The sequence below is a fragment of the Streptomyces capillispiralis genome (assembly GCF_007829875.1).
GTDB lineage: Bacteria > Actinomycetota > Actinomycetes > Streptomycetales > Streptomycetaceae > Streptomyces > Streptomyces capillispiralis.
In genome coordinates this window covers 5,174,232-5,200,350 of sequence record NZ_VIWV01000001.1, presented here as the reverse complement: position 1 = coordinate 5,200,350, position 26,119 = coordinate 5,174,232, and the positions used below count along the sequence as shown (strand labels likewise).

The window sequence follows — 26,119 nt, the reverse complement described above, 5'->3', positions numbered from 1 at the left end:
GTCCTGGTTGTCCCCCCTGACGGGGACCGAACTCACAGTGAACTGCACCTGACGCCGTCGTGTGGCCGACCGGACGAAATTGTCTCGCCGGTCGCGCGGGACCCTGGTACGCATGGCTCATGGCGAACGAGCAGACGATCCCCGCACCCGGTCTTCGCGTGTTGCGAGAGGACGAATGGGACAAGTGGTACGCGAATCTCATCCGTGCCTTCAGTGGGCTCCCGGAGGCGGAGGAGGAGCGGGAACTGTGGAACTCGCTCACCGAGTTCGGCCGTTCCCTGGCTGTCTGGGACGGGGACGAGTGCGTGGGGACGGCGGGCGCGTTCTCGTTCCGGCTGACCGTGCCCGGCGGTGACGCCGTGCCGGCCGCGGGCATCACGGGCGTCAGCGTGGCCGCCACGCACCGGCGGCGCGGGGTGCTGAGGTCGATGATGCGGCGCCAGCTGGACGACGTGCGGTCCTGGGGCGAGCCGCTGGCGGTGCTCACCGCGTCCGAGCCGGCGATCTACGGCCGGTTCGGTTACGGGGCGGCCACCTCGGAGTTGAGCGCCGAGATCGACACGCGTCGCACCGTACTGTCCGTCCCGCCCGGCACCGACGACGTACGGCTGCGGTACGCGGTGCCCGGCGAGGTGCTGGAGGCGTGCGAGGCGGTGTACGCCCGGCTGGTGCCGGGGCGGCCGGGGATGCTGGCGCGCCGGCCGGGCTGGGAGCGGCTGGGGACGCTGGACCCGGCGGACCGCCGCGGCGGGGCGTCGCCGCTGCAGTGCGTCGTCGCCGAGCGGGACGGTGGGACGGTCGGGTACGCGCGGTTCCGGGTGAGGCCCGAGTACGGGGCGGCGGGGCACGACGGCTCGGTACTGCTGAGCGACCTCGCCGCGCTGGATCCGGCGGCGGACGCGGCGCTGTGGCGGTTCCTGTTCGGCATCGACCTGACGTCGACGCTGGTGGCGCGGGGCCGCCCGGTCGACGAGGCGTGGCAGTACATGGTGTCGGACATCCGCCGGTGCCGGCCGCAGGTACGGGACGCGCTGTACGTACGGCTGGTGGAGGTGGGGGCGGCGCTCCAGGCGCGGACCTACCGGGCGCCGGTGGACGTGGTGCTGGACGTGGAGGACGCCTTCTGCCCCTGGAACGCGGGGCGTTGGCGGCTGAGTGGGGACACCAAGGGCGCGTCCTGCGAGCGTACGGAGGACCCGGCCGACCTCGCCCTGTCGGTACGGGAGTTGGGCGCCGCGTATCTGGGCGGGACGGGTCTCACGGCGCTCGCGGCGGCCGGACGGGTGCGCGAACTGCGGCGCGGCGCGCTGGCGGAGGCGTCCCTGGCGTTCGGGAGCGACGCGGCGCCGTGGCTGCCGCACGGGTTCTGACGGCTCAGCGGCGCTGGCAGCCGGGGCACCAGAAGAGGTTGCGGGCGGCGAGGTCGGCGGTGCGGATCTCGCCGCCACAGATGTGGCAGGGCAGGTGGGCCCTGCGGTAGACGTAGACCTCGCCGCCATGGTCGTCGACGCGCGGCGGGCGGCCCATCGCCTCGGGGGTGTGCTCGGGGCGGACGGTGTCGATGCGGTTGTCGCGCACGCCCTCGCGCATCAGCGCGACCAGGTCGGCCCACAGGGCGTCCCACTCGGCCGGGGTGATGTCCCGGCCCGCGCGGTAGGGGTCGATCCGGTGCCGGAAGAGGACCTCGGCGCGGTAGACGTTGCCGACGCCCGCGACGACCTTCTGGTCCATGAGGAGCGCGGCGATCGACGTACGGCTGCGGCTGATCCGGCGGTGGGCCAGGGCCGGATCGGCGTCCGGGCGCAGCGGGTCGGGTCCGAGGCGGTCGTGGACCGCCCGCTTCTCGCCGTCCGTGATCAGGGCGCAGGTGGTGGGGCCGCGCAGGTCGACGTACGCGGTGGCATCGGCGAGGCGCAGGCGCACGGTGTCCGTGGGCGGGGGCACCGGCGCCGGGCCGAAGGTGACCTTGCCGAAGAGGCCGAGGTGGATGTGGACCCACTCGGTGTGCTCGGGCTCGGGGTCGCCGAAGCCGAGGAAGAGGTGCTTGCCGTGGGCGTCGGTGGTGTGCAGCGGGGTGCGGTCGAGGAGGGCGGCGGCGTCGGCGAACTTGCCCTGGGGGCTGGTGACGCGGAGGGGGCCGCCGGCCCCGAAGGCCGCGGCGTAGTCCTTCGCCAGCCGGTGGATCGTGTGGCCCTCGGGCACGGGTCGCCCCCCCTCGTCCGCTGTTGTACCGCGTCCCGCGTGCTACTGCTGGGGGTGGTGGGCCGGGATCGGGGGGAGGTCGCCGGTGGTCTCGTAGCCGGCGAGCATGTCGATGCGGCGGATGTGCCGCTCGTCGCCCGAGAACGGGGTGCTCAGGAAGGTCTCGACGAACTTCGTCGCCTCGTCCCGGGTGTGCATGCGCGCGCCCACGGCGACCACGTTGGCGTCGTTGTGCTGGCGGCCCAGGGCGGCCGTCTCCTCGCTCCACGCCAGGGCCGCCCGTACGCCCTTGACCTTGTTCGCGGCGATCTGCTCGCCGTTGCCGGAGCCGCCGATCACGATGCCGAGGGCGCCCGGGTCCGCGGCGGTCCGCTCGGCGGCGCGCAGACAGAAGGGCGGGTAGTCGTCCTGGGCGTCGTAGAGGTGCGGGCCGCAGTCGACGGGCTCATGGCCCGCCGCCTCGAGCCACTCGACGAGGTGGTTCTTGAGTTCGTAGCCCGCATGGTCGGAGCCGAGATACACGCGCATGCGTCGAGTGTGACATGTGCGTGTGCGGGCGGCGGCGCGGGGTGCCGCACCGGAAACACGTGAGCAATTCCACAGAACCTCAGGAAAACCTCAAATAACAATCCGAAATCAAAGGTTCCCCAATTCGTTCGCCTCCGTTTCACTGGTCCGGCTCGTACACCACTCGTACGGGTACCGCTCAACCGGCGCAAAGGAAGACCACCCCATGACTTCTCAGCCGACCGTGACCGGGGCAGGCAACGACCCCGGAGGGCCCGCCGCCCCGGGGAACCCGGAAGGCTCCGGGCTCCAGGCCGGGCTCAAGAACCGCCATCTGTCGATGATCGCCATCGGCGGCGTCATCGGCGCCGGCCTGTTCGTCGGTTCCAGCACCGGCATCGCGACCGCCGGCCCCGGCATCCTCCTGTCGTACGCGCTCGTCGGCACGCTCGTGGTGCTGGTGATGCGGATGCTCGGTGAGATGTCGGCGGCCAATCCGACGTCGGGCTCCTTCTCCGCCCACGCCGACCGCGCGCTCGGCCCGTGGGCCGGGTTCTCCATCGGCTGGCTCTACTGGTTCTTCTGGGTCGTGGTGCTGGCGGTCGAGGCGACCGCCGGGGCCGCGATCCTCGAAGGGTGGATTCCGGCCGTTCCCCAGTGGGGCTGGGCGCTCATCGTGATGGTGGTGCTGACCGCCACGAACCTGGCCTCCGTCGGCTCCTACGGCGAGTTCGAGTTCTGGTTCGCCGGGATCAAGGTCGTCGCCATCGGCGCGTTCATCGTCATCGGCGGGCTGGCCGTGTTCGGTGTGCTGCCCGGTGTCGACAGCGACTCCGCGGGGCTGGGCAATCTGACCGACCACGGCGGCTTCCTGCCCAACGGCGCCGGCGCCGTGCTCACCGGCATCCTGCTCGTCGTCTTCTCCTTCATGGGCAGCGAGATCGCCACCCTGGCCGCCGGTGAGTCGGAGGACCCGCAGCGGGCCGTCACCAAGGCGACCAACAGCATCATCTGGCGGATCGGCGTCTTCTACCTCGGCTCGATCTTCGTCGTGGTCTGTCTGCTGCCCTGGGACAGCGAGGCCATCTCCGAGGACGGCTCCTACGTCGCCGCCCTGGACTCGCTCGGGATCGCGCACGCCGGTCAGATCATGAACTTCATCGTGCTGACGTCCGTGCTGTCCTGCCTCAACTCCGGGCTCTACACGGCCTCCCGGATGGCCTTCTCGCTCGGCCGGCGCGGGGACGCGCCGAAGGCGTTCGCCCGGACCACCGCCCGGGGCGTGCCGCGGACCGCGATCATCGCGTCGGTGGTGTTCGGCTTCGTCGCCGTCTTCTTCAACTACAGGTTCCCCGACTCCGTCTTCCTCTTCCTGGTCAACTCCTCCGGCGCGGTCGCGCTGTTCGTCTGGCTGGTGATCTGCTTCTCGCAGCTGCGCATGCGGAAGATCATCGAGGCGGAGGCGCCGGAGAAGCTGGTCGTGCGGATGTGGCTGTACCCGTATCTGACGTGGGCCAGCGCGGGGCTGATCGTGTTCGTGCTGGGCTACATGCTGACCGACACCGAGCACAACGGGCGTACGACGGTGCTGCTGTCGCTGCTGGTCGCGGGGGTCGTGCTCGCGATCGCCGTCGTCCGGCAGCGCATGGCGGGCCGCCGGGGCGCGGACGCCGAGGCGCGGGACGAGGTCCGGGCCGGCTGACACCGCTCCCTGTCATGACACGGGGCCGGGGGCCCGCGGCGTGTGTGCCGCGGGCCCCCGGCCCCGTGAGGTGCCGGCGCCCGTCAGCGCTTGTCGGCGAGCTTCCAGGCGGTGGGCAGCACGCCCATCGCCAGGGCGGCCTTCAGGGCGTCGCCGATGAGGAACGGGGTGAGGCCGGCCGCGATCGCGGCGGAGGCGGACATCCCGGTGGCGAGGGCCAGGTAGGGGACGCCGACGGCGTAGATGATCGCCGAGCCGAGCACCATGGTGCCCGCGGTGCGCCAGGCGGAGCGGTCGGCGCCGCGCCGGGCCAGGGCGCCCACGACGACGGACGCCAGCAGCATGCCGAGGATGTAGCCGAAGGACGGCATCGCCATGCCGGACCCGCCCTCCGCGAACCACGGCACCCCGGCCATGCCGACCAGTGCGTACACCGCCAGCGAGGCGAACCCGCGGCGGGCGCCGAGGGCGGTGCCGACGAGCAGCGCGGCGAAGGTCTGGCCGGTCACCGGCACCGGCGAGCCGGGGACGGGCACCGCGATCTGGGCGGCGAGGCCGGTGAGCGCGGCACCGCCGAGCACGAGCGCGGCGTCCCGGACACGGGAGGCCGGGATGAGGTCCGCGAGGACCTGTCCGGATCGGGCGGACGTGACGGCAGCGGTGCTCATGGAGGTCTCCGCGGGGTGAGGGCGGTTGGGGACACGGTGACGCTACAACGGCGCCCGCGGGCCGATCACCATCAACGCCCGACAAAGGGGCGAACGCGGACTTGGTGGGCTCCGGACAAAGGACGGGGGTGGCAAGCGGCACGAGGTGATGCCGGTCACTGAGGTGAGGTGGTTTCACCGACAGACGGGCGTGGAAGGGCGGCTGTAGGGAACCGCCAAACGGACGGGCGGTGGCGCCACCGGGTAACCGGAATATCACCCTCCGCATGACCGCCGTCCATATGCTGGGCATCCTCCCCGTGAACCGCCGGGTGCCGCCCAGACTGGGTGACGTTTTGTCATCTCCCGCATTGGACGAGCCGCGCCCATGCCCAGCACACCTGTCGAGACGCGCCCGACGGCGGACGACGTCTCCCTCTCGCACGGTCTGAAGCAACGCCATCTGTCGATGATCGCCCTCGGCGGGGTGATCGGCGCCGGGCTGTTCGTCGGCTCCGGCGCGGGGATCGCCGCCGCCGGACCCTCGATCGTCCTCGCCTACACCCTCTCCGGCCTCCTGGTGATGCTGGTGATGCGGATGCTGGGCGAGATGTCCGCCGCGTACCCCTCGTCGGGCTCCTTCTCCGCCCACGCGGAGCGGGCGATCGGGCCCTGGGCCGGCTTCACCGCGGGCTGGTCGTTCTGGGTGCTGCTGTGCACGGCGGTCGGCCTGGAGGGCATCGGCGCCGCGAAGATCGTCACCGGCTGGCTGCCGGGCACGCCCGAGTGGGCGTGGGTGGCGCTGTTCATGGTCGTGTTCTGCGGGACCAACCTCGCGGCGGTGAAGAACTTCGGCGAGTTCGAGTTCTGGTTCGCGGCCCTGAAGGTCGGCGCGATCACGCTGTTCCTGGCGCTCGGCGTGCTGGCCGTCGCGGGGGTGCTGCCCGGCACGGACTCCCCCGGCACCTCCCACCTCACCGACTTCATGCCCCACGGCGGCGAGGGCCTGGTGATCGGACTGCTCGCCTCCGTCTTCGCGTACGGCGGTCTGGAGACGGTGACGATCGCGGCGGCCGAGTCGGAGGACCCGGTCAAGGGCGTGGCGAGCGCGGTCCGTACGGCGATGTGGCGGATCGCGCTGTTCTACATCGGCTCGATGGCGGTCATCGTCACGCTGGTCCCCTGGGACTCCCCGGCGGTCGTCGAGGACGGCCCGTACGTCGCCGCCCTCGACCGCCTCGACATCCCGGGCGCCGACCAGCTGATGAACATCGTCATCCTGGTCGCCCTGCTGTCCGCGATGAACGCCAACATCTACGGCGCCTCGCGCATCGGGTACTCCCTGGTGCGGCGCGGGCAGGGCCCGAAGGCGCTCGGCCGGGTCTCGGGCGGGGTGCCGCGGATCGCCGTCCTGGCCTCCTCGGTCTTCGGCTTCCTCTGCGTGCTGCTGAGCTACTGGCGCCCCGACGACGTGTTCGCCTGGCTGCTGAACATGATCGGCGCGGTGATCCTGGTCGTCTGGATCTTCATCGCCGTCTCCCAGCTGCGGCTGCGCCGCCGGCTGGAGCGGGAGGCACCGGAGCGGCTGGTGGTGCGGATGTGGGCGTTCCCGTGGCTGACGTGGGTGGCGCTGGCCGGCATGGCGGCGGTCTTCGTCCTGATGGCCCGGGAGCCGGGCACGCGCGTGCAGCTGTACTCGACGGGCGGGATGACGCTGGCGCTCGCGGCGGTGGGCTACGCCTGGCAGCGGGCGCGCGCCCGGAGCTGACCGCCCTCCCCGGCAGGAGCCCTGCCCCGTGATCGTCTCCGCACCGTTCACCCGGCAGGCGGAAAACGACGGAGCCCCCGCGGGAACCCGGCCCGCGGGGGCTTCCGGTATGCGGCAATCCGGTCCATGGTGGCGCAATGGCGACACAGAGGACGATGAAGGACTACTGCTGGACCTGCGGCTCCGACCAGCAGCACCGCCGGCTGGACAAGAAGGAGGAGGACTGGCTCAAGGAACGGCTGGGCCGGTCCGGCGTCGGCGAGTTCTGGATCTGCGTGAACGTGCTCGACACCGACACCGGCAAGCAGTGCCGCAACCTGCGCACGGGCTTCAACAAGAAGCCGTTCGCCGAGCCGATCAAGGTACCCGTGCTGGACTGACCCTCACAGGTTGCCGAAGTCCGGCCCCTTCGTCCGGGTGCGCTTGATCTCGTAGAAGCCGGGGACGGAGGCCACGGCGAGGGTGCCGTCCCACAGGCGGGCGGCCTCCTCGCCCTTGGGGGCCGGGGTGACGACCGGGCCGAAGAAGGCGAGCTGCTCGCCGTCGGAGCCGGGGACCGCGATGACCGGGGTGCCGACGTCCTGGCCGACCTTGTCGATGCCCTCCTTGTGGGAGGCGCGCAGCTCGGCCTCGTACGGAGTGGAGTCCCAGTGCTCCATGAGGGACTCGGGCAGGCCGACGTCCTTCAGCGCGGCGGCGACCGTCTCCTTGCCCGGACCCCGGCCCTGGTTGTGGATGCGGGTGCCGAGCGCGGTGTAGAGGTCGCCGAGCACCTCGGCGCCGTGCTCCTGCTGCGCCGCGATGACCACCCGGACCGGACCCCACGCCTGGACCTCGAGCATCTCGCGGTACTCCGCGGGGAGCTCGTCGAGCTTGTCCTCGTTGAGGACGGCGAGGCTCATCAGATGCCAGCGGACCTTGACGTCCCGCACCTTCTCCACCTCCAGCATCCAGCGGGAGGTCATCCAGGCCCAGGGACAGAGCGGGTCGAACCAGAAGTCGACGGGCGTGGCGGGGGACGTGTCCGACATGTCGCTCCTCGTGAAGACGGTGTTTCCCCGTGACAACGCGGCGTGCGCTCCCGGCCATTCCCGGCTGCCCGCCGTCAGGGGCACATGGCAGGATCGGTCCTGTTCATCCCTGTCGACGACGCCTGAGGAGTGCCGCCCGTGCCCGGTGAGAATCTGACCCGCGACGAGGCCCGGGAGCGGGCAGCCCTGCTGTCCGTCGACGGGTACGAGGTGTCCCTCGACCTGCGTTCGGCGGTCGGCGAGCACGACGGCGGGGGGCCGCGCACCTTCCGTTCCGTCACCACCGTACGGTTCCGCTGCGCCGAGCCGGGGGCGAGCAGTTTCGCGGACCTGATCGCGCCGGGCGTGACCAGTGTGGCGCTCAACGGGCGGGACCTCGACCCCGGCCAGGTCTTCGACGGCTCGCGGATCCTGCTGGAGGACCTGGCCGCCGACAACGAGCTGGTCGTCGACGCGCAGTGCGCCTACTCCCGCACCGGCGAGGGCATGCACCGCTTCGTCGACCCCGAGGACGGCGAGGTCTACCTCTACACGCAGTACGAGCCGGCCGACGCCCGGCGGGTCTTCGCGAACTTCGAGCAGCCCGACCTCAAGGCGCCCTACCGCTTCGAGGTGCGCGCGCCCGAGGGCTGGACGGTGTGGAGCAACGGGGCCGGTGAACTCGCCGACGGCGTGTGGCGGTTCGCGGAGACCAAGCCGATCTCGACGTACATCACCTGTGTGGTCGCGGGCCCGTACCACTACGTGACCGACTCCTACGAGCGGACCTTCGAGGACGGCACCCGGCTGGAGATCCCGCTCGGCGCGATGTGCCGCAAGGGCCTCGCCCCGCACTTCGACGCCGACGACGTCTTCCTGGTGACCAAGCAGGGCCTGGACTTCTTCCACGACCACTTCGACTACCCGTACCCGTTCGGCAAGTACGACCAGGCCTTCGTGCCCGAGTACAACCTCGGCGCGATGGAGAACCCGGGGATGGTCACCTTCCGGGAGGAGTTCATCTTCCGCGGCAAGGTCACGCGCGCGTCCTACGAGGGCCGGGCCAACGTCATCCTGCACGAGATGGCGCACATGTGGTTCGGCGACCTGGTCACCATGGAGTGGTGGGACGACCTGTGGCTGAAGGAGTCCTTCGCGGACTTCATGGGCGCGTTCTCGCTGGTCGGCGCGACCCGCTTCACCGACGGCTGGATCACCTTCGCCAACCGCCGCAAGGCGTGGGCCTACCGCGCGGACCAGCTGCCGTCCACCCACCCGATCACCGCCGACATCCGCGACCTCCAGGACGCCAAGCTCAACTTCGACGGCATCACCTACGCCAAGGGCGCCTCGGTGCTCAAGCAGCTGGTGGCGTACGCCGGCCAGGACGCGTTCCTGGAGGGCGCCCGCCGCTACTTCAAGCGGCACGCGTACGGCAACACGCGACTGGGCGACCTGCTGTCGGTACTGGAGGAGACCAGCGGCCGGGACATGGCCGCCTGGTCCCGGGCGTGGTTGCAGACGGCCGGCGTCAACTCCCTCACTCCGCAGGTGCTGCTGGACGCCGAGGGCAGGATCGACGAGCTGGCGGTCGTGCAGGACGCCGCCGAGTCGCACCCCGAACTGCGCCCGCACCGAGTCGCGGTGGGCCTGTACCGGCGCACCGGCGACCTCACCCTGGAGCGGTACGCGCAGGCGGAGACGGACGTCGACGGGGCGCGGACGGTCGTGGCGGAGCTGGCGGGCGCGGACGCGCCGGAGCTGGTGCTGGTCAACGACGACGACCTCACCTACTGCAAGACCCGCTTCGACGAGACCTCGCTGGCGGCGCTGAGGAACGGGCTGGGCGACATCACCGACCCGCTGGCGCGCGCCCTGTGCTGGTCGGCGCTGTGGAACATGACCCGGGACGCGCTGCTGCCGGCGCGGGAGTTCATCGGCCTGGTGCTGAAGTTCGCCGGCCGGGAGTCCGACATCGGCGTGCTGCAGATGCTGCACGCGTGGGCGGAGTCGGCCGCGGTGCACTACACCGCGCCCGAGCGGCGTGAGGAGACCGGCCGCCGGCTCACCGAGGGCGCCGCGCTCCAGCTGTACGGCGCCGAGGCGGGCAGCGAGCACCAGCTGGCCTGGGCGCGCTTCTTCGCCCGCACGGCCGGCCTGCCGGCCGACTTCGAGCTGCTGACCGCGCTGCTGGACGGCACGGTGACGCTGCCGGGGCTGGAGGTGGACCAGGAGCTGCGCTGGGCGTTCCTGAGCCCGCTGGCCGCGCACGGGGTGGCGGACGAGAAGAGGCTGGACGAGGAGCTGGCCCGGGACGACACCGCGTCCGGCAAGCGGCACCACGTGCGCTGTCTGGCCTCCCGCCCGTCGGCGGCGGTGAAGGCGCAGTGCTGGGCGCAGGTCGTGGAGTCGGACGCGCTGTCCAACGCGCTGGTGGAGGCGACGATCGCGGGCTTCGCGCAGTCGTCCCAGCGGGAGCTGCTGGCGCCGTACACGGAGAAGTACTTCGCGGCGATCGACCGGGTGTGGACCGAGCGGTCCATCCAGATCGGCATGGACGTGGTGCGCGGGCTGTTCCCCGCGTTCCAGGACTCGCAGGCGACGCTGGACGCGACGGACGCCTGGCTCGCGGACCACGCGGCCGCGGCCCCGGCGCTGCGCCGGCTGGTCCTGGAGGCCCGTGACGACCTGGCCCGGGCGCTGCGCGGCCAGCGCTGCGACGCGGCGGCCGGCTGAACCGTGCCCCGAGCCCGTCGGCTCCCCCGTGACGGGACGTACGGGGGAGCCGTTACCGAACGCGGGCACTGCGCGCCGTAACCCCTGGCCTTCATCCGAACGGACCAGGGGTTTCCGGTATCCGAACGGCTGTCCTCGAGTACGGGCTTGTCCTTGTTTGTCGACGGCCCTGTAACAGGGGTTCGGGGGCGGGCCGGAGACGGGAAATTGCCGGGCATGAACCACAACACCCCGCTCTCTCCCCGCCCCCCGCACCCGCTCTCCGACGGCACGCACCGGGTGCTCACGCACGCCCAGCTCCGCGCCCGCGGCGTCCCGGCCGCGCAGGCCGGCGAACAGTGCCGTCCCGGCGGCCCCTGGCAGCAGCTCCTGCCGGGCGTCGTCCTGCTCCACCCCGGCCCGCCGACCAGCGAGGAGCGGCTGCACGCGGTGCTGCTGTACGCGGCGCGGGAACGCACCGCGGGCGTCCCCGCGCAGCCCGGTGCCGACGAGCCGTCCGCGTCCCCCTCCGGGGAGGCGATGATCACGGGGCTGGCCGCGCTGGCCCTGCACGGCTTCTCCTCCGCCCCCGCGCTGCCCTCCCTCGACGTGTTCGACGTCCTGGTCCCCCGGTTGCGCCGGCTGCGGTCGGCGGGCTGCGCGCGCGTCGTCCGCGCCGCCGCCCTGCCCGTGCCGGAGCAGGTCGCGGGCGTGCCGGTGGCGCCGGTCCCGCGCGCGCTGGCCGACGCCGTGGCGGGTCTTCAGGACGCGGGCACGGTGCGCCGGCTGCTGACGGAGGCGGTGCGGGGCGGTCACTGCGATCCGGCGGCGGTGGTGCGGGAGCTGACGGGTGCCAAGCTGCTGAACCGGCCGCACGTGGTGGACGCGGTGGACTCGCTGCTGGCCGAGGGCCGGGCGCTGGCGGAGTCGCGGCTGTACCGGCTGGTGCGCGAGCACGGTCTGCCGGAGCCGTGCTGGAACGTCGACCTGCGGCTGCCGGGCGGCCCCCGTCTGGGTGTGGTGGACGCGTACTGGCCGGAGCAGGCGGTGGCGCTGGAGCTGGACACCCGCGCGCCCCGCCCGGGACGGCGGCCCGAGGACGACGCCGTGTGGTCGGAGTACGCCCGCAGGCGCGAGCACCTGGAACGGCTCGGTGTCACGGTCGTCCGGATCGCCCCGCGCCGGCTGCGGGACGCGAGGGAGCAGGCGGCGGCGGTGGTCCGTACCGCCCTGATGGCCGCGGCCGACCGTGACCCGGCGGCGTACGTCGTGGTCCTGCCGCGGTAGTGGGGGGCCGGGCGCGGCACCGGGAGGGGAGGAGGACCGTGCGGCGGTCCCTCCTCCCGTGCGCGGGGACGGGCCGCCGTCAGCGCTTCCTGAGCAGCAGTTCGGTGTTGCGGTCCTCCGGGGCGCCGGCCCGGTCGGTGCGGGCTCCCGGGGCGTTGAGGGACAGTTCGCGGTACAGGGCGGCGAGGCCGGTCTGGGAGAGGTCGGTGAAGTCCGTGCGGGCCGGGGCGGCGGACTCGATGAGGGTGGTGAAGAGCGAGAGGGTGCCGTCCCCGTTGTCCGCCAGCTCGATGACCCGGGCGAGTTGGGGGAAGTCGACGTGGGAGGCGGTGGATATCTCCCAGAAGGAGCCGCCGGATCCGGTGTGCGGGGTGACGGAGTTGCGGTGGATGTGGCCGTTGACCCAGGCGACCACGTTGCCGTGCCGGCCGAGGAGGTCGACGACCTCCGCACCGGTGTGGCGGCGTTCGTCGGGCCGCGCCGGGTCGCGGTGCGTGTTGTTCATCGACGTGCTGGTGTGATGGCTGAAGACGACGGCCCAGGAGTCCCGGTTGTCCCGCAGGGTCCGCTCCAGCCAGCGCAGTTGGGCCGTGCCGAGGGAGCCGTTGTAGTGGCCGCCCGGGTCGGTGGTGTCGAGGCTGACGCCGATGACGTCGTCGGCGATGCGGAAGGCGTAGTACTGGGTGCCCGCGTCGAGGTTGGCGGCGGAGTAGCCGTGGCCGACCGGGCCGACACCGCGGTGGGCCGGGTCCAGGTGGGCCCGCAGGTACTCGGCGGGGGTGAAGGGGGCGCGCCGCTCGTCCGGGGTGACGGAGCGCATGGCGCGGGCGTGGGTCCGCAGGAAGTCGCCGTACCGCACGCCCCGGGGGTCCTTGGCCTTCTTGATGGCCTGCTGGAGCCTGTGCGCCTCGGCCGCCGGGACGTCCATCAGTTTCCGCCCGCCGACCGCGAGTTCGGTCAGGCGCGTGTCGCCGTGGGAGGCGTAGCAGCCGAGCGGCATGGAGTCGTGGTTGCCGACGGTGGAGTACCAGGGCAGGTTGAGGCCGGGGCTGTTCACCTCGCGGACGGCGGCCGCGAGGAAGCCGTCGAGGTGCGGGAAGCCGAGCCGCTTGTCGGCGTCGCGGACGGCGGCGTCCGGGTGCCAGTACTGGCGCAGGCCGCTGTTCTGGACGCCCTCGTAGTGGCGCGGGTCCCCGGTGTTGGGTGTGACGCGGCCGCCGCTCATCACCGTCAGGAACCACTCCAGTTCGGAGCGGGCGTTGTTGTCGGTGTTGTCGCCGGTGGTCATCGCGAAGTGCAGCGGGGAGCCGGTGACGGGGGCGCCGCGCAGCGCGTTGACCCGCTCCACGAGGGCGACGGCGCCCTGCACGGTCAGGGTTTCCTGCGGACGCCAGGCGTGCACGTCGGCCGAGCGCAGGTACTCCAGGCGCAGCGGGTGCTGGGTGTCGATGAGGTGCAGGTCGGTGAGCTGCACGAACGCGGCGAGCGCGGTGCGGCGGCCGGCCCGGCCGGAGCGGGCGGCGGCCAGTTCGCCGCGCACCACCCGGCCCCAGCCGGGACCGTCGGCGAGGCGCCGGTAGCCCGTGCCGCCGCGCGGGGCCGCCGCACCGGCGACGGTGGTGCCGCGCGTGTACGGGGCGAGCGGGACGGGCGGTGCCTTCCGGGAGGAGGCGAGCACGGCCTCCTCGGCGCCGGCACCGGAGGCGGCGGCCGCGGTGCCGGCGTCGCCGGGCCGCAGGGCGTAGCCGGCGCCGGCGGACAGGGCGACCGCTCCGGTGGCGGCGAGGAGGGAACGGCGGTGGAGTCCAGTGGAGCCGGCGACTGAGCGTGTGCGCGACATGGCGCTTGTCTCCCCGGGTGCGAACGCGTCGGCAGTGGTCGCGGAACGCCCGCCGGGCGAGCTTCCCGCTCGTACTGGATGCTTGGCACCGGGAATGGCCTGCGCGTGAACGAGACGGCAACGCGCAACGCCGATCGCCGTACGTGGATCTAGGTGCGCCCGAGGTGTCGCCGGCCGCTCCCGCACCGGCCCCGCTCCGGCCCCGGGGCAGTCGCTTCGCGTTCATCTCGCGGGGCAGGCGCCCGGGTCCGGAGCCGGGGCGGGAGCCGCCCGGGCGTCATCCCGGGGGGTGTGGATTGGCGGGTGAGTAGGCGGGGGCGGACCAGCGCAGCGGTACGGCGTCCGGGGTGTCCTCCGCCTCCGTCACGGTGAAGTGGACCCGGCGCTCCCCGTCGGCGGTGAACTCGGTGCGGGCCTCGCCGGTGAGCTGGAGGGACCGTCCCGTCGTCCAGTCGAGCAGGAGCAGGCCCGCCCGGGGGTCGGTGACCAGGTTGCCGAGGGTGAGGAACATGGCGTTGCCCGGGTAGTCGCGCCAGCTCAGCCCGGTGGCGGAGGTGGTGCGGACGAAGCCGGGGTGGCCGCCGCGGTGGCCGGCGTCGGCGCCGCCCGGGTGCACGGTGGCGATGAACAGGGTGTCGGCCGCCTCCACGAACGCCCGCTGTTCGTCCGTGAGGCGGTGGCCGCGCCGGGTGGTGCCCGGGCGGCGGCCGGCGACCGTCTCGTAGGTCTCCCGTCTCTGCAGGTACTTGGGGCAGTTGGCGAACACCTGGTCGGCCTCGACGGCGAAGCCCCGGGGGGTGGGGCGGAGCCGGCCGTTCAGGCGCATGCGGCGGCGGGTGCGCGGGTCCAGGGCGAGGGTGCCGACGCGGGTGCCGTCGGTGGCGAGGGCGGAGGTGAGCGGGTCGGCCGGGCGGAGCCCGCCGGTGACCGACAGCTGCCGCGGCCCGGTGGCGCGGACGAAGCCGGGGGTGCCGGTGAGCGGGGAGGCCCACACCCTGCCGGTGTCCGGGGCTGCGGCGCCGAGCACCAGCAGCGGCTGGAGTCCGAGGAAGGCGGCGGCCACCGGTTTGATGTGCCGCCCGACGGACCGGCCGACGTGGTCGGCGCTCTCCCGCACGCCCACGCGCTCCTGAACGGCGCGCGAGCCCGCGTGGTACACGGCCGGGGTCGTCTCCACGGCCGCTGTCGTCTCCGGGGCCGGGGTCGTCTCCGGGGCCGGGGTCGTCTCCACGGTTAGAAGAAGCCGCAGGTCGGGGCGGAGCCGTGCGGCGCGGGGGCGTCCTGGGCGCCGCTCGGTGCCGAGATCTCCAGCCGGGTGCCGTCCGGGTCGCGGAAGAAGATGCCGCCGGAGGCGGCGCCCTCGCCGTGGGCGACCACGCCGTCGTACGCGAACGCGGTGCCGTGGGCGCGCAGGGCGCTCTCGTACTCCCTGACCCGCTCGATCGAGTCCACCTCGAAGGCGAGGTGGTGCAGCCCGGAGCGGGTGCCGTCGTACGGCTCGTCCGCCTGCTGCCAGAGGGTGAGCACGAGCCGCTCGCCGTCCCCCAGGAACGCGTACCGCCTGCCCTCCTCCTTGCCCTCACCGATCGGGGCGAAGCCGAGGACGTCGCGGTAGAAGGCGAGCGAGCGGTCGAGGTCGGTGACGTTCAGGCCGGTGTGGCCGGGGCGCGGGGTCATGGGAGTCCCTTCGTCGGGCCTCGCGGACAGCATGCGAGGCTAACCAGTGAAAGCGACGATAGGGGTTAGATCTCTCGCGCGTCAACCGGTCACGTACGCTTGAGTGGTTAGCACGGAAGGAGCCCTCCATGTCCGACCGGGACCGCGTGGACCCGCGGCCGCTCACCGGCGAGCCGCTCGCGCTCGACCTGCTCAACACCCGCTGGGTGAGCGAGGGAGCCCCGCGGGACCTGCTCACCGGCACCGACGGGCTCGCGGTGTGGCTGGCCGCCAACGGGCTGGACGGGGAGTTCGCCGCCGACGCGGCGACGCTGCGCCACGTACTGCGGGCACGGGACGCCCTGAAGGACGCGGTCGACGGGGCACCCGGCGAGGGCACGGGGGCGGTGGACTCCGTGCTCGCGCACGGGCGGATCCGGGCCACGCTCACCGCGGACGGGCCGGGCGAGCGGCCCGAGTTCGACGACGCCTCCTGGGGGCCGGCCTGGCTCGCCGCCCGCGACTACCTGCGGCTGCTGACCGTCGCGCCGGACCGGATCCGGGGCTGCGCCCACGAGGCGTGCGTCCTGCACTTCTTCGACACCTCGCGCAACGGCACCCGCCGCTGGTGCTCCATGGCCGCCTGCGGCAACCGCGCCAAGGCGTCCCGGCACTACGCGCGCACGAAGGACGCCTGAGGCGCCCGCGCCCGCGGCACCCGGCGTACCGCGCCGGGGACGCCCTCACGCGCCACGCGAGGAACGCCCGACGCACCGCACCATGGCCGACTTGTCACCTTCGGGGCACATCTCCCCATAAGTACATCGGGGGTTTTCCCCATACATCCATTTCGATTCGGCCAACGCTCGCCAAACATCAGCCCCTTGCGGAAGGCTCAACGACCGTCCGAACTCATGTTCCGGACCGTAGCGGTCAGGGCCTATCGGCTCCGGTCGCTCCACGATCGTTCCTTACGTACAAGGGATGCCGATGACCCACCTCCCCCAGCGCGACCCGATATCGGGCGCGAGACGCGTGGCCCGCATAGCCGTGGCCGCCGGTCTCGTCGCCGCGCTCTCCGCGGCCGGGCCGATACCCGCGGCCTTCGCGGCCGACGCGCCGCCCGCCGACGCCGACGTCAAGTCCGCCCCCGACAAGCTCGGTTCGGACGACGCGGAGCTGCTCGCCGAGGCCAAGGCCGACGGCGCCAAGAACGTCACGATGATGATCGCCACCGCTCCCGGCAAGACCGAGCAGGTCGCCGAACAGCTGGACGCGGTCAAGGGCGGTTCGGTCGGCCGGACCCACGACGGGCTCGGTTACGTCCGCGCCACCGTCCCCACCGGCAAGGCCGACGCGGCGATCGCCGCCGCCACCAAGCTCTCCTCCGTGCACGGCGTCGACCTGCGCGAGGAGATCCCGCTGGACGACCCGACGCCGGCCGCCGACACCACCCGGCAGGCGGGCGCCCAGGGCAGCACCTCCTACCCGGCGCCCGGGAAGCGGACCCCCGCCGAGAACCCGTACAACCCGTCCTTCGAGACCGGTGCCGTCGAGTTCGTCGAGGACCACCCGAAGGCGGACGGCCGCGGCATCACCATCGGCATCCTCGACTCGGGCGTGGACCTCGGCCACCCTGCGCTGCAGAAGACCACCACCGGCGAGCGCAAGATCGTCGACTGGGTGACGGCCACCGACCCGATCGTCGACGGCGACCGGACCTGGCGTCCGATGGTCTCCGCCGTCTCCGGGCCGTCCTTCACCTTCAACGGCAGGACCTGGACGGCCCCCGCGGGCTCGTACCAGATCAGCACCTTCCTGGAGTCCTACACCACCGGCGGCGACGCGGGCGGCGACGCCAACCGCGACGGCGACACCACCGACTCCTGGGGCGTCCTCTACGACGCCGCGGCCGGCACGGTCCGCGTCGACCTGAACAACAACCAGGACTTCGCCGACGACACCCCGATGAAGCCGTACAAGGACGGTTTCCAGATCGGGTACTTCGGCACCGACGACCCGGCCACCGACGTCGCCGAGCGCCAGCCGTTCGTCGTGGAGATCCGCAAGGACGTCCCGATGGACCCGTACGGCGGCGACTGGGTCGGCAAGACCGCCGACTTCGTCAACATCGGTGTCATCGAGGGCTCGCACGGCTCGCACGTCGCCGGCATCACCGCCGCCAACGGCCTGTTCGGCGGGCGGATGAACGGCGCGGCCCCCGGCGCGAAGATCGTCTCCTCGCGCGCCTGCACCTGGTCCGGCGGCTGCACCAACGTCGCGCTCACCGAGGGCATGATCGACCTCGTCACCACCCGTGGCGTCGACATCGTCAACATGTCGATCGGCGGCCTGCCGGCGCTGAACGACGGCAACAACGCCCGCGCCGAGCTCTACACGCGCCTCATCGACACCTACGGCGTCCAGCTGGTGATCTCCGCGGGCAACTCCGGCCCCGGCGCCAACACCATCGGCGACCCGTCGCTGGCCGACAAGGTCATCTCCGTCGGCGCCTCCGCCTCCAAGGAGACCTGGGCCGCCAACTACGGCTCCGTGGTGGAGAAGGACTACGCCATGATGCCGTTCTCCTCGCGCGGTCCGCGTGAGGACGGCGGCTTCACGCCGACCCTGGTCGCGCCCGGCGCGGCGATCAACACCATCCAGACCTGGCTGCCGGGCGCCCCGGTCGCCGAGGCGGGCTACTCGCTGCCGGCCGGGTACGGCATGCTCCAGGGCACCTCGATGGCCTCCCCGCAGGCCGCGGGCGCCTCCGCGCTGCTGCTGTCCGCCGCGAAGCAGAAGGGCATCGCCCTCACGCCCGCGAAGCTGCGCACCGCCCTCACCTCCACCGCCGAGCACATCAGCGGTGTGCAGGCCTACGAGGAGGGCGCCGGCCTCATCGACATCGAGGATGCCTGGGACGCGATCCGCGACGGCGCCACCGCGCACACCTACACGGTGAAGGCGCCGGTCGACACCGCGATCGACCAGTTCCTGAAGACGCCCGGCTCCGGCACCGGTCTCTACGACCGCGAGGGCGGCCTGAAGGCCGGTCAGAAGAAGACGTACGACGTCACCATCACCCGTACGTCCGGTCCGGACCGCGCGGTCCGCCACGAGCTGGACTTCGAGAACAACGCGGGCCGCACCTTCCGCGTCCTCGGCGACGACGACATCGCGCTGCCGCTGAACAAGCCGGTCACCGTGAAGGTCCAGGCCGCGCCCGGCTCGGCCGGCCTCAAGAGCGCGATCCTCGAGGTCGACGACCCGCGCACCGAGGGCGTCGACCAGCAGATCCTGACCACCGTGGTCGTCTCCGCGCCGCTGAAGTACACCTTCTCGGCCTCCGGCACCGCCCAGCGCAACGACTCCACCTCCTACTTCGTCACCGTGCCCGAGGGCGCGAAGACGCTGGAGGTCGCGATGAGCGGGCTGAAGGACAAGAGCCAGACCCGGTTCATCGCCATCCACCCGTACGGCGTCCCGGCCGACCCGACGTCGACGGTCAACTGCTACCCGAACTACACCAACCCGGCCAACACCTGCCGCCCCGACGTGCGGAGTTACGCGAACCCGCAGCCGGGCGTCTGGGAGATCGAGGTCGAGTCGCGCCGCACCTCCCCGCTGCTCGACAACCCGTACAAGCTGGACGTCGCCGTCCTCGGGGCGGCCTTCGCCCCGGAGACCGTGACCGTGCCCGAGGCGAAGGTCGGCACGCCGGCCGCCGCCTCGTGGAAGGTGACGAACGAGGCGGCCGCCCTGGACGGCAAGCTGGTCGGCGGCCCGCTCGGCTCGTCCAAGACCACCCGGCCGTCCATCGCGACGGGTGACACGCACACCACGACCGTCGAGGTGCCCGCGGGCGCCGCGTCGCTCGACGTGGCCATCGGCAACGTCTCGGACGCCGCCGCCGACCTGGACCTCGCGGTCTACGACCAGGACGGCAACGCGGTCGGCTCCTCCGCCGACGGCGACTCCGAGGAGTCCGTCTCCATCGCCTCCCCGGCCGCCGGCACGTACACCATCGAGGTCGTCGGCTACGCCGTCCCGGCCGGCACCACGGAGTACGACTACCGGGACGTGTTCTTCGCCGCCTCGCTCGGCTCCGTCACCGTCGACGGCGCCACCGCGGTGAAGCTCGGCACGGGCGACTCGGCCACCGTCTCCGGCGACGTCACCGTCGCGGCGGCGGCTCCCGAGGGCCGTGCGTTCTTCGGCCGCGTCCAGCTGGTCAACGCGCGCGGCACGGTCGCGGGCGTCGGCAACGTGGCGATCGAGAAGGTCGTCCCGTAACGGACGGCTGTGCACGAGGCGGGGCGGGCGTCCGTTACGGGCGCCCGCCCCTTCGTCGTCCTCGGCCGCCCCTTCGTCGTCCTCGGCCGCAGATTCGTCGTCCTCAGCCGCAGGTGAGGGTGCGCGACTCGGGGAGCGAGGCGATGATCCGGGCCCGCTCGGCGGCGATGTCCGCCGCACCGGTGATCACCGTGTCCGGGTGGCCGCCCCTCGCGGGGAAGCCGATCAGCACACGGTCGCCGCGGTGCAGCGGGGTGACCCCGACGGTGTACCGGCGGAACACGATCTCGCTGTCGCCCTCCCCCTTGTAGACACGGCTCGCGTCGAGCGTGACCCGTTCCAGCTCCGTGGTCCCCGGCACCGGGTCCACCGCCAGCACCGTGCCCTCGGCGACGAGACGGGCGCAGGCGAGGTAGCGCGGGCTGCCGAAGGCGACCCCGCCCTCAGCCGGTGAGTCCGCCGCGACGCCCTTGTCCGCCGACGCCTCGGACGCGCCCCCGGGCTGCGTCACCAGCCACCCCATGCCGACGACCACGGTGACGGCGGCAGCGGCGGCCAGGGCACCGAGGGCGACCGTCAACGGGCGGCGGCGGGGACGGCGTGGGGTACGGGAGCCGCCGCCGGAAGCGGACGGCACGGCCCTCAGCGGGGCCCGGGGGGCCGGCGGGGCCCCGGTCCCGGCCTCGGGGAGCGCGGCGGCCGAGGGTCGCGGCCCCTCGGTCTGCCCCGGCCCGGCGTCGGGCTCCGGCCGCTGTCCGGGCGGCCGCTGTCCGGGCGGCCGCTGTCCGGGGGGAGCGGCCTCTTCTCGCCCCGCCGGGGCGTCGTCCTCCGTCCCGGCGGCAACGGGGCCGGCGGCCGGGGCCGCGAGGGCGTCGCCGATCAGCGTCAGCTGCTCCCGCAGCACCGCCAGGTCGGCGACGGCGGCGCTCCGCGCGGCCATGAACGCCGTGTCCTGCCGGGCCGGCGCGGGCAGCGGTCCGTCGAGGAGGGCGGCCATCAGGGCATCCATGCCGCCGTACTCGGGCCCGTCGAACTCGGACCCCTCGAACTCGGGATCCGCGTACTCGCGGTCTGTGTACTCGGGGCCTGTGTACTCGGGATCTGTGTACTCGGGATCTGTGTACTCGGGATCTGTGTAGGGAGTGCCGTTGCGGGCGGGTTCCGGGTCCCGGGGGTCCCGGGGGTCCCGGGCCTTGTCGTGGGCGGTCATGTCACACCACCTCGTCCTCGTGCAGGCGGGCGCGCAGGGCCCGTACCGCCGTGTGCAGCCTGCTCTTGACCGTGCCCTCCGGAACGCCGAGCTGTTCGGCGATCGAGCGCACCGGCAGGTCGGCGTAGAAGCGCAGTACGACGACCTGGCGCTGCGCGTCGGGCAGTTCCTCCAGGCCACTGGCGACGGCGAGGGAGAGCACGCTGGTCTCCTCGCCGGAGGGCGGTTCCGCCGGGCGCAGCGCGGCCAGCCGCTCCCCCAGCCGCTCCTGGCGGCGCTTGGCCCGGTGCCAGTCCATGGCCAGGTTGGAGGCGACCACCGCCGCCCACGCCGAGACGTCCCGCGGTGCCTCCTGCCCGCTCGCGGCGCGTTCCAGCAGCCGCAGGCGGACCTGCTGCACCCCGTCCGGCAGGTCCGCCTGCGGTACCCCGCCCAGTGCGAGCACCGCCCGCACCCGGCGTTCCTGTGCCGCGTCCAGCGGGTCGTCGTCGGCGACGTACGCCCCCCTGCCGCGCCGGGTCCTTCCACGCAGCACCGGCCCCACCCCCTCACCCTGTTTCCCCTACGACGCCGGTCCCGCCCGGAACGTTCGGCCGGGTTCTCCGGATCCGGTGGAGGCGTACGTCACATCGCCGTGTGGACAGGGCCGGACCGGGCAGGGGACCTTGCGGTCCACGACCCCCGGAAGCTGAATTTCTGCAGTTCAGAGGGGTGACGGCCGCAGGTCCGCAACCGGTGGCCGCCGCCGCTGTGTCCCACTGGTCGGGCAGCACCCGCAAAGAATTGGACAGGCGGGCCGTGGTCGGCCGCATCATGGAAGAGCCTCGGCCAGGCATTCAGGAACAAACCAGGACACAGTAGGGAGTCGCCGTGAGGGTCGGAATCGTCGGAGCCACCGGTCAGGTGGGCACGGTCATGCGCAGGATCCTCAAGGAGCGGAACTTCCCGGTCACGGAGCTGCGCCTGTTCGCCTCGGCCCGTTCGGCCGGTTCCGAGCTGGACGGCGTGACGGTGGAGGACGCCTCCACCGCCGACTACACCGGCCTGGACATCGTGCTGTTCTCCGCGGGCGGCGCGACCTCGAAGGCGCTGGCCGAGAAGGTCGCCTCGCAGGGCGCGGTCGTGATCGACAACTCCTCCGCCTGGCGCAAGGACCCCGAGGTCCCCCTCGTCGTCTCCGAGGTGAACCCGCACGCCATCGCGCGGCGCCCCAAGGGCATCATCGCCAACCCGAACTGCACCACGATGGCCGCGATGCCGGTGCTGCGTCCGCTGCACGCGGAGGCGGGCCTGGAGGCGCTGGTCGTCGCCACCTACCAGGCGGTGTCCGGCTCCGGCCTCGCGGGCGTCGCGGAGCTGCACGGCCAGACCCGGAAGGTCGTCGACGAGGCCGACAGGCTGACCCACGACGGCGCGGCGGTCGACTTCCCCGAGCCCGGTGTCTACAAGCGCCCCATCGCCTTCAACGTGCTGCCCTTCGCCGGCAACCTCGTCGAGGACGGTCGATACGAGACCGACGAGGAGCAGAAGCTGCGCAACGAGTCCCGCAAGATCCTGGAGATCCCCGGGCTCAAGGTCTCCGGTACCTGTGTGCGCGTCCCGGTGTTCTCGGGTCACTCCCTCCAGATCAACGCCCGTTTCGCCCGCCCGATCAGCGCCGAGCGCGCCACCGAGCTGCTGGCGGACGCCCCCGGCGTGGTCCTCACCGACATCCCCACCCCGCTCCAGGCCGCCGGCCAGGACCCGTCGTACGTCGGCCGCATCCGCCCCGACGAGACGGTGGACAACGGCCTGGCCCTGTTCGTCTCCAGCGACAACCTCCGCAAGGGCGCGGCGCTGAACGCCGTGCAGATCGCGGAGCTGGTGGCCGAGGAGCTGCGCGGCTGACACCCGCCGCACGAGAGGCGGGCACTCCCTTGCGGGGGTGCCCGCCTTCTTCGTCGGTGGCGGCACGGACGGCTAGGGGGTGTCCTCCCGGCGGCGCACCTCGTACAGGAAGCAGCCGTACTCCACGGCCCGTACGTGCACCAGCGCCACCGCCGGGTCGGCGAAGGCCTCGTCGAGTGCGGGGCGGAAGCCCTCCGCCGTCCCGACCCGCCGGCCACCCAGGATGCGGCCGTCCGCCGAGTAGCGGCGCAGCACCCGGTGCGTGTTCGTGAACGGCAGGCGGTCGTCCCGCGGCCCCGCGCACTCCCCCGCGTGGACGAAGACCGGTCCCTGCTCGTCGTACGCGCCCGGATCCGCGCCGGTCTCCGCCGCCCAGCGGCGCAGCGGGGCGTAGGAGACGAGGGCGATCCGCTCGCCGGGCTCGCTGCGGCGCAGGCAGCAGCGGAGCGGGGCGCCGCCCTCGTCGTCCGTACGGGGGACGGCGGGGCGGCCCGCGTCGTCGGTGTCCAGCAGTTCCTTCAGCACCGTCGGGGGGACGGGGCGTGCGGTGTGGTGCGTCATGCCTCCCAGGCTCACTCCCGCGGGCCCCGGCCACCGGCGGGTTCCGGACGTCGCGTCCGGGCTCCCCTCCCTCGGCCACCCTGCCCCGGACGTGCCGATACAGGGGTATCCCCATGGCTCGCCGTCATCGTCGCCCGATCCCGACCTCCCGTGGAAGGATGGCGCAACCCACACATAACGAGGAGATGACCGCGTGCCTGGCACAAACCTGACTCGCGAAGAGGCGCAGCAGCGGGCACAGCTGCTGACCGTTGACTCGTACGAGATCGAACTCGATCTCTCCGGAGCACAGGAGGGCGGCACCTACCGGTCCGTGACCACGGTGCGCTTCGACGTCGCGGAGGACGGTGACGGCGCGGAGTCCTTCATCGACCTGGTGGCCCCGGCCGTGCACGAGGTGACGCTCAACGGGGACACCCTCGACCCCGCCGAGGTCTTCGCGGACTCCCGCATCGCCCTCGCCGGCCTGCTGAAGGGCCGCAACATCCTCCGGGTGGTGGCCGACTGCGCCTACACCAACACGGGTGAGGGCCTGCACCGTTTCGTCGACCCGGTCGACGACCAGGCGTACCTCTACACCCAGTTCGAGGTGCCGGACGCCCGCCGGGTGTTCGCGTCCTTCGAGCAGCCCGACCTGAAGGCGACCTTCCAGTTCACCGTGAAGGCGCCCGAGGGCTGGACCGTCATCTCCAACTCGCCCACGCCCGAGCCGCGGGACAACGTCTGGGTCTTCGAGCCGACCCCGCGCATCTCGTCGTACATCACGGCGCTGATCGTCGGCCCGTACCACTCCGTGCACAGCGTGTACGAGAAGGACGGCCAGTCCGTCCCGCTCGGCATCTACTGCCGCCCCTCGCTCGCCGAGTACCTCGACGCGGACGCGATCTTCGCCGTGACCCGGCAGGGCTTCGAGTGGTTCCAGGAGAAGTTCGACTACGCGTACCCGTTCGAGAAGTACGACCAGCTGTTCGTGCCGGAGTTCAACGCGGGCGCGATGGAGAACGCGGGCGCGGTGACCATCCGCGACCAGTACGTCTTCCGGTCCAAGGTGACGGACGCGGCGTACGAGGTGCGCGCGGAGACCATCCTGCACGAGCTGGCCCACATGTGGTTCGGCGACCTGGTCACCATGGAGTGGTGGAACGACCTGTGGCTGAACGAGTCGTTCGCCACCTACACCTCCATCGCCTGCCAGGCCGCCGCGCCCGGCTCGCGCTGGCCGCACTCGTGGACGACGTTCGCGAACTCCATGAAGACCTGGGCCTACCGCCAGGACCAGCTGCCCTCCACGCACCCGATCATGGCGGACATCCGCGACCTGGACGACGTGCTGGTCAACTTCGACGGCATCACGTACGCCAAGGGCGCCTCCGTGCTGAAGCAGCTCGTCGCGTACGTCGGTGAGGACGAGTTCTTCCGGGGCGTGCAGGCGTACTTCAAGCGCCACGCGTACGGCAACACGCGGCTGTCGGACCTGCTGGGCGCGCTGGAGGAGACCTCCGGGCGCGATCTGAAGACCTGGTCGAAGCAGTGGCTGGAGACGGCCGGCATCAATGTGCTGCGCCCGGAGATCGAGACGGACGCGGACGGTGTGATCACCTCCTTCGCCATCCGCCAGGAGGCCCCGGCGCTCCCGGCCGGCGCGAAGGGCGAGCCGACGCTGCGCCCGCACCGCATCGCGGTCGGCGCCTACGACCTCGGCGCGGACGGCAAGCTGGTGCGCGGTGAGCGCGTCGAGCTGGACGTCGACGGCGAGCTGACGCCCGTACCGCAGCTGGTCGGCAAGCGCCGTCCGGCGGTGGTGCTGCTGAACGACGACGACCTGTCGTACGCCAAGGTCCGCCTGGACGAGCAGTCGCTCGCCGTCGTCACCGAGCACCTGGGCGACTTCGCGGAGTCCCTCCCGCGCGCCCTGTGCTGGGCGTCCGCCTGGGACATGACCCGGGACGCGGAACTCGCCGCCCGCGACTACCTCTCCCTGGTCCTGTCCGGCATCGGCAAGGAGTCCGACATCGGTGTCGTGCAGTCGCTGCACCGGCAGGTGAAGCTGGCGATCGACCTGTACGCCGACCCCGCCGCCCGCGAGACCCTGCTGGCCCGCTGGACCGACGCCACGCTGGCCCACCTGCGGTCCGCCGCGCCGGCCAGTGACCACCAGCTGGCCTGGGCGCGGGCGTTCGCGGCGACGGCCCGTACGCCGGAGCAGCTGGACCTGCTGGAGGCCCTGCTGGCCGGTACCCAAACCGTCGAGGGGCTGGCCGTGGACACGGAGCTGCGCTGGTCGTTCGTGCAGCGGCTGGCCGCGGTGGGCCGGTTCGACGAGGCGGAGATCACCGCCGAGTACGAGCGGGACAAGACGGCGGCCGGTGAGCGCCACGCCGCGACGGCCCGGGCGGCCCGCCCGACCGAGGAGGCCAAGGCGGAGGCGTGGTCCTCGGTCGTGGACTCCGACAAGCTGCCCAACGCGGTGCAGGAGGCGGTCATCGCCGGCTTCGTCCAGACCGATCAGCGCGAGCTGCTGGCGCCGTACACGGACCGGTACTTCGAGGTGCTGGCGGACGTCTGGGAGTCCCGTTCGCACGAGATGGCCCAGCAGATCGCGGTCGGCCTCTACCCGACGGTCCAGGTCTCCGGCGAGACCCTGGACAAGACGGACGCCTGGCTGACCTCCGCCCAGCCGAACGCGGCCCTGCGCCGCCTGGTGTCGGAGTCCCGCGCGGGCGTGGAACGCGCCCTGCGCGCACAGGCGGCGGACGCGGCGGCGGGGGCCGCCCGGTAACGTCCGATACGCCAAGGGCGCCCGGTGTCGTTACACCGGGCGCCCTTGGCGTTTC

The 26,119-nt window shown here is 72.6% G+C and carries 20 protein-coding genes; 10 read left to right on the top strand and 10 right to left on the bottom strand.

Annotation, left to right across the window (positions count from 1 at the left end):
- Positions 1–119 precede the first annotated feature (119 nt).
- On the top strand, positions 120–1,370 hold the full coding sequence (locus FHX78_RS22610; protein WP_145869245.1) for a GNAT family N-acetyltransferase: 1,251 nt from the start codon (positions 120–122) through the stop codon (positions 1,368–1,370).
- A gap of 4 nt (positions 1,371–1,374) precedes the next feature.
- Here the strand turns inward: FHX78_RS22610 and FHX78_RS22605 are convergent, their stop codons facing one another.
- Both FHX78_RS22605 and FHX78_RS22600 read right to left on the bottom strand, forming a co-directional pair.
- Positions 1,375–2,202 (bottom strand): Fpg/Nei family DNA glycosylase, encoded by an 828-nt coding sequence (locus FHX78_RS22605; protein ID WP_145869244.1) that lies wholly within the window; start codon positions 2,200–2,202, stop codon positions 1,375–1,377.
- A gap of 42 nt (positions 2,203–2,244) precedes the next feature.
- Positions 2,245–2,730, bottom strand: a complete 486-nt coding sequence (locus tag FHX78_RS22600; protein WP_145869243.1) for a ribose-5-phosphate isomerase — start codon at positions 2,728–2,730, stop codon at positions 2,245–2,247.
- A 205-nt stretch (positions 2,731–2,935) separates the two neighbouring features.
- Here FHX78_RS22600 and FHX78_RS22595 point away from each other — a divergent pair, with 205 nt between their 5' ends.
- Entirely contained in the window at positions 2,936–4,411 is a 1,476-nt protein-coding gene (locus FHX78_RS22595; protein WP_145869242.1) for an amino acid permease, read from the top strand.
- A gap of 83 nt (positions 4,412–4,494) precedes the next feature.
- On the opposite strand, the gene FHX78_RS22585 is transcribed toward FHX78_RS22595, so the two are convergent.
- On the bottom strand, positions 4,495–5,079 hold the full coding sequence (locus FHX78_RS22585; protein ID WP_145869241.1) for a biotin transporter BioY: 585 nt from the start codon (positions 5,077–5,079) through the stop codon (positions 4,495–4,497).
- Between the two features lie 367 nt (positions 5,080–5,446).
- On the opposite strand from FHX78_RS22585, the gene FHX78_RS22580 reads away from it, so the two are divergent.
- Together FHX78_RS22580 and FHX78_RS22575 are read left to right on the top strand one after the other, a co-directional pair.
- Positions 5,447–6,826, top strand: a complete 1,380-nt coding sequence (locus tag FHX78_RS22580; protein WP_145869240.1) for an amino acid permease — start codon at positions 5,447–5,449, stop codon at positions 6,824–6,826.
- Between the two features lie 137 nt (positions 6,827–6,963).
- Positions 6,964–7,206 carry a hypothetical protein gene (locus tag FHX78_RS22575; protein ID WP_145869239.1) on the top strand — a complete coding sequence of 81 codons (243 nt, stop codon included), beginning with the start codon at positions 6,964–6,966 and terminating at the stop codon, positions 7,204–7,206.
- Positions 7,207–7,209: 3 nt separating this feature from the next.
- Here FHX78_RS22575 and FHX78_RS22570 read toward each other — a convergent pair whose 3' ends face one another.
- Entirely contained in the window at positions 7,210–7,857 is a 648-nt protein-coding gene (locus FHX78_RS22570) for a mycothiol-dependent nitroreductase Rv2466c family protein (RefSeq protein WP_145869238.1), read from the bottom strand.
- 138 nt (positions 7,858–7,995) lie between these two features.
- Here FHX78_RS22570 and pepN (FHX78_RS22565) point away from each other — a divergent pair, with 138 nt between their 5' ends.
- Together pepN (FHX78_RS22565) and FHX78_RS22560 are read left to right on the top strand one after the other, a co-directional pair.
- The gene (pepN, locus tag FHX78_RS22565) at positions 7,996–10,572 is read left to right on the top strand and encodes an aminopeptidase N (RefSeq protein ID WP_145869237.1); all 2,577 of its coding nucleotides are present in this window, start codon (positions 7,996–7,998) and stop codon (positions 10,570–10,572) included.
- A 216-nt stretch (positions 10,573–10,788) separates the two neighbouring features.
- Complete coding sequence (locus FHX78_RS22560) at positions 10,789–11,838, top strand: hypothetical protein (protein ID WP_145869236.1); 1,050 nt, start codon at positions 10,789–10,791, stop codon at positions 11,836–11,838.
- A 79-nt stretch (positions 11,839–11,917) separates the two neighbouring features.
- Here the strand turns inward: FHX78_RS22560 and FHX78_RS22555 are convergent, their stop codons facing one another.
- The 3 genes from FHX78_RS22555 to FHX78_RS22545 all read right to left on the bottom strand — a co-directional run bounded on the left by FHX78_RS22555 (position 11,918) and on the right by FHX78_RS22545 (position 15,355).
- A complete protein-coding gene (locus tag FHX78_RS22555; RefSeq protein WP_145869235.1) occupies positions 11,918–13,678 on the bottom strand; it encodes a TIGR03767 family metallophosphoesterase in 1,761 nt (586 codons plus the stop codon).
- A gap of 277 nt (positions 13,679–13,955) precedes the next feature.
- The gene (locus FHX78_RS22550; RefSeq protein ID WP_145872110.1) at positions 13,956–14,855 is read right to left on the bottom strand and encodes a pyridoxamine 5'-phosphate oxidase family protein; all 900 of its coding nucleotides are present in this window, start codon (positions 14,853–14,855) and stop codon (positions 13,956–13,958) included.
- 56 nt (positions 14,856–14,911) lie between these two features.
- The gene (locus FHX78_RS22545; RefSeq protein ID WP_145869234.1) at positions 14,912–15,355 is read right to left on the bottom strand and encodes a VOC family protein; all 444 of its coding nucleotides are present in this window, start codon (positions 15,353–15,355) and stop codon (positions 14,912–14,914) included.
- A gap of 128 nt (positions 15,356–15,483) precedes the next feature.
- Between FHX78_RS22545 and FHX78_RS22540 the strand changes: the two genes are divergently transcribed.
- The gene (locus FHX78_RS22540) at positions 15,484–16,032 is read left to right on the top strand and encodes a CGNR zinc finger domain-containing protein (RefSeq protein WP_145869233.1); all 549 of its coding nucleotides are present in this window, start codon (positions 15,484–15,486) and stop codon (positions 16,030–16,032) included.
- Positions 16,033–16,324: 292 nt separating this feature from the next.
- Positions 16,325–19,627 carry a S8 family serine peptidase gene (locus tag FHX78_RS22535; RefSeq protein WP_145869232.1) on the top strand — a complete coding sequence of 1,101 codons (3,303 nt, stop codon included), beginning with the start codon at positions 16,325–16,327 and terminating at the stop codon, positions 19,625–19,627.
- A 103-nt stretch (positions 19,628–19,730) separates the two neighbouring features.
- Here FHX78_RS22535 and FHX78_RS22530 read toward each other — a convergent pair whose 3' ends face one another.
- Both FHX78_RS22530 and FHX78_RS22525 read right to left on the bottom strand, forming a co-directional pair.
- Positions 19,731–20,837: a phosphoheptose isomerase family protein gene (locus FHX78_RS22530; RefSeq protein WP_145869231.1), complete on the bottom strand. Its 1,107-nt coding sequence runs from the start codon at positions 20,835–20,837 to the stop codon at positions 19,731–19,733.
- A gap of 1 nt (position 20,838) precedes the next feature.
- Positions 20,839–21,372 (bottom strand): RNA polymerase sigma factor, encoded by a 534-nt coding sequence (locus FHX78_RS22525; RefSeq protein WP_145869230.1) that lies wholly within the window; start codon positions 21,370–21,372, stop codon positions 20,839–20,841.
- A 335-nt stretch (positions 21,373–21,707) separates the two neighbouring features.
- On the opposite strand from FHX78_RS22525, the gene FHX78_RS22520 reads away from it, so the two are divergent.
- Positions 21,708–22,724 (top strand): aspartate-semialdehyde dehydrogenase, encoded by a 1,017-nt coding sequence (locus FHX78_RS22520; protein ID WP_145869229.1) that lies wholly within the window; start codon positions 21,708–21,710, stop codon positions 22,722–22,724.
- Positions 22,725–22,796: 72 nt separating this feature from the next.
- On the opposite strand, the gene FHX78_RS22515 is transcribed toward FHX78_RS22520, so the two are convergent.
- The gene (locus FHX78_RS22515; RefSeq protein ID WP_145869228.1) at positions 22,797–23,285 is read right to left on the bottom strand and encodes a DUF1203 domain-containing protein; all 489 of its coding nucleotides are present in this window, start codon (positions 23,283–23,285) and stop codon (positions 22,797–22,799) included.
- Positions 23,286–23,478: 193 nt separating this feature from the next.
- Here FHX78_RS22515 and pepN (FHX78_RS22510) point away from each other — a divergent pair, with 193 nt between their 5' ends.
- Entirely contained in the window at positions 23,479–26,064 is a 2,586-nt protein-coding gene (gene pepN, locus FHX78_RS22510) for an aminopeptidase N (RefSeq protein ID WP_145869227.1), read from the top strand.
- The last annotated feature ends 55 nt before the right edge of the window (positions 26,065–26,119 follow it).

Excerpts from the sequence above, each read along its gene's own strand:
- FHX78_RS22610 (WP_145869245.1), top strand. The coding sequence starts at position 120 with ATGGCGAACGAGCAGACGATCCCCGCACCCGGTCTTCGCGTGTTGCGA.
- FHX78_RS22600 (WP_145869243.1), bottom strand. The coding sequence starts at position 2,730 with ATGCGCGTGTATCTCGGCTCCGACCATGCGGGCTACGAACTCAAGAAC.
- FHX78_RS22595 (WP_145869242.1), top strand. The coding sequence starts at position 2,936 with ATGACTTCTCAGCCGACCGTGACCGGGGCAGGCAACGACCCCGGAGGG.
- FHX78_RS22585 (WP_145869241.1), bottom strand. The coding sequence starts at position 5,079 with ATGAGCACCGCTGCCGTCACGTCCGCCCGATCCGGACAGGTCCTCGCG.
- FHX78_RS22580 (WP_145869240.1), top strand. The coding sequence starts at position 5,447 with ATGCCCAGCACACCTGTCGAGACGCGCCCGACGGCGGACGACGTCTCC.
- FHX78_RS22575 (WP_145869239.1), top strand. The coding sequence starts at position 6,964 with ATGGCGACACAGAGGACGATGAAGGACTACTGCTGGACCTGCGGCTCC.
- FHX78_RS22570 (WP_145869238.1), bottom strand. The coding sequence starts at position 7,857 with ATGTCGGACACGTCCCCCGCCACGCCCGTCGACTTCTGGTTCGACCCG.
- FHX78_RS22560 (WP_145869236.1), top strand. The coding sequence starts at position 10,789 with ATGAACCACAACACCCCGCTCTCTCCCCGCCCCCCGCACCCGCTCTCC.
- FHX78_RS22555 (WP_145869235.1), bottom strand. The coding sequence starts at position 13,678 with ATGTCGCGCACACGCTCAGTCGCCGGCTCCACTGGACTCCACCGCCGT.
- FHX78_RS22545 (WP_145869234.1), bottom strand. The coding sequence starts at position 15,355 with ATGACCCCGCGCCCCGGCCACACCGGCCTGAACGTCACCGACCTCGAC.
- FHX78_RS22540 (WP_145869233.1), top strand. The coding sequence starts at position 15,484 with ATGTCCGACCGGGACCGCGTGGACCCGCGGCCGCTCACCGGCGAGCCG.
- FHX78_RS22535 (WP_145869232.1), top strand. The coding sequence starts at position 16,325 with ATGACCCACCTCCCCCAGCGCGACCCGATATCGGGCGCGAGACGCGTG.
- FHX78_RS22530 (WP_145869231.1), bottom strand. The coding sequence starts at position 20,837 with ATGACCGCCCACGACAAGGCCCGGGACCCCCGGGACCCCCGGGACCCG.
- FHX78_RS22515 (WP_145869228.1), bottom strand. The coding sequence starts at position 23,285 with ATGACGCACCACACCGCACGCCCCGTCCCCCCGACGGTGCTGAAGGAA.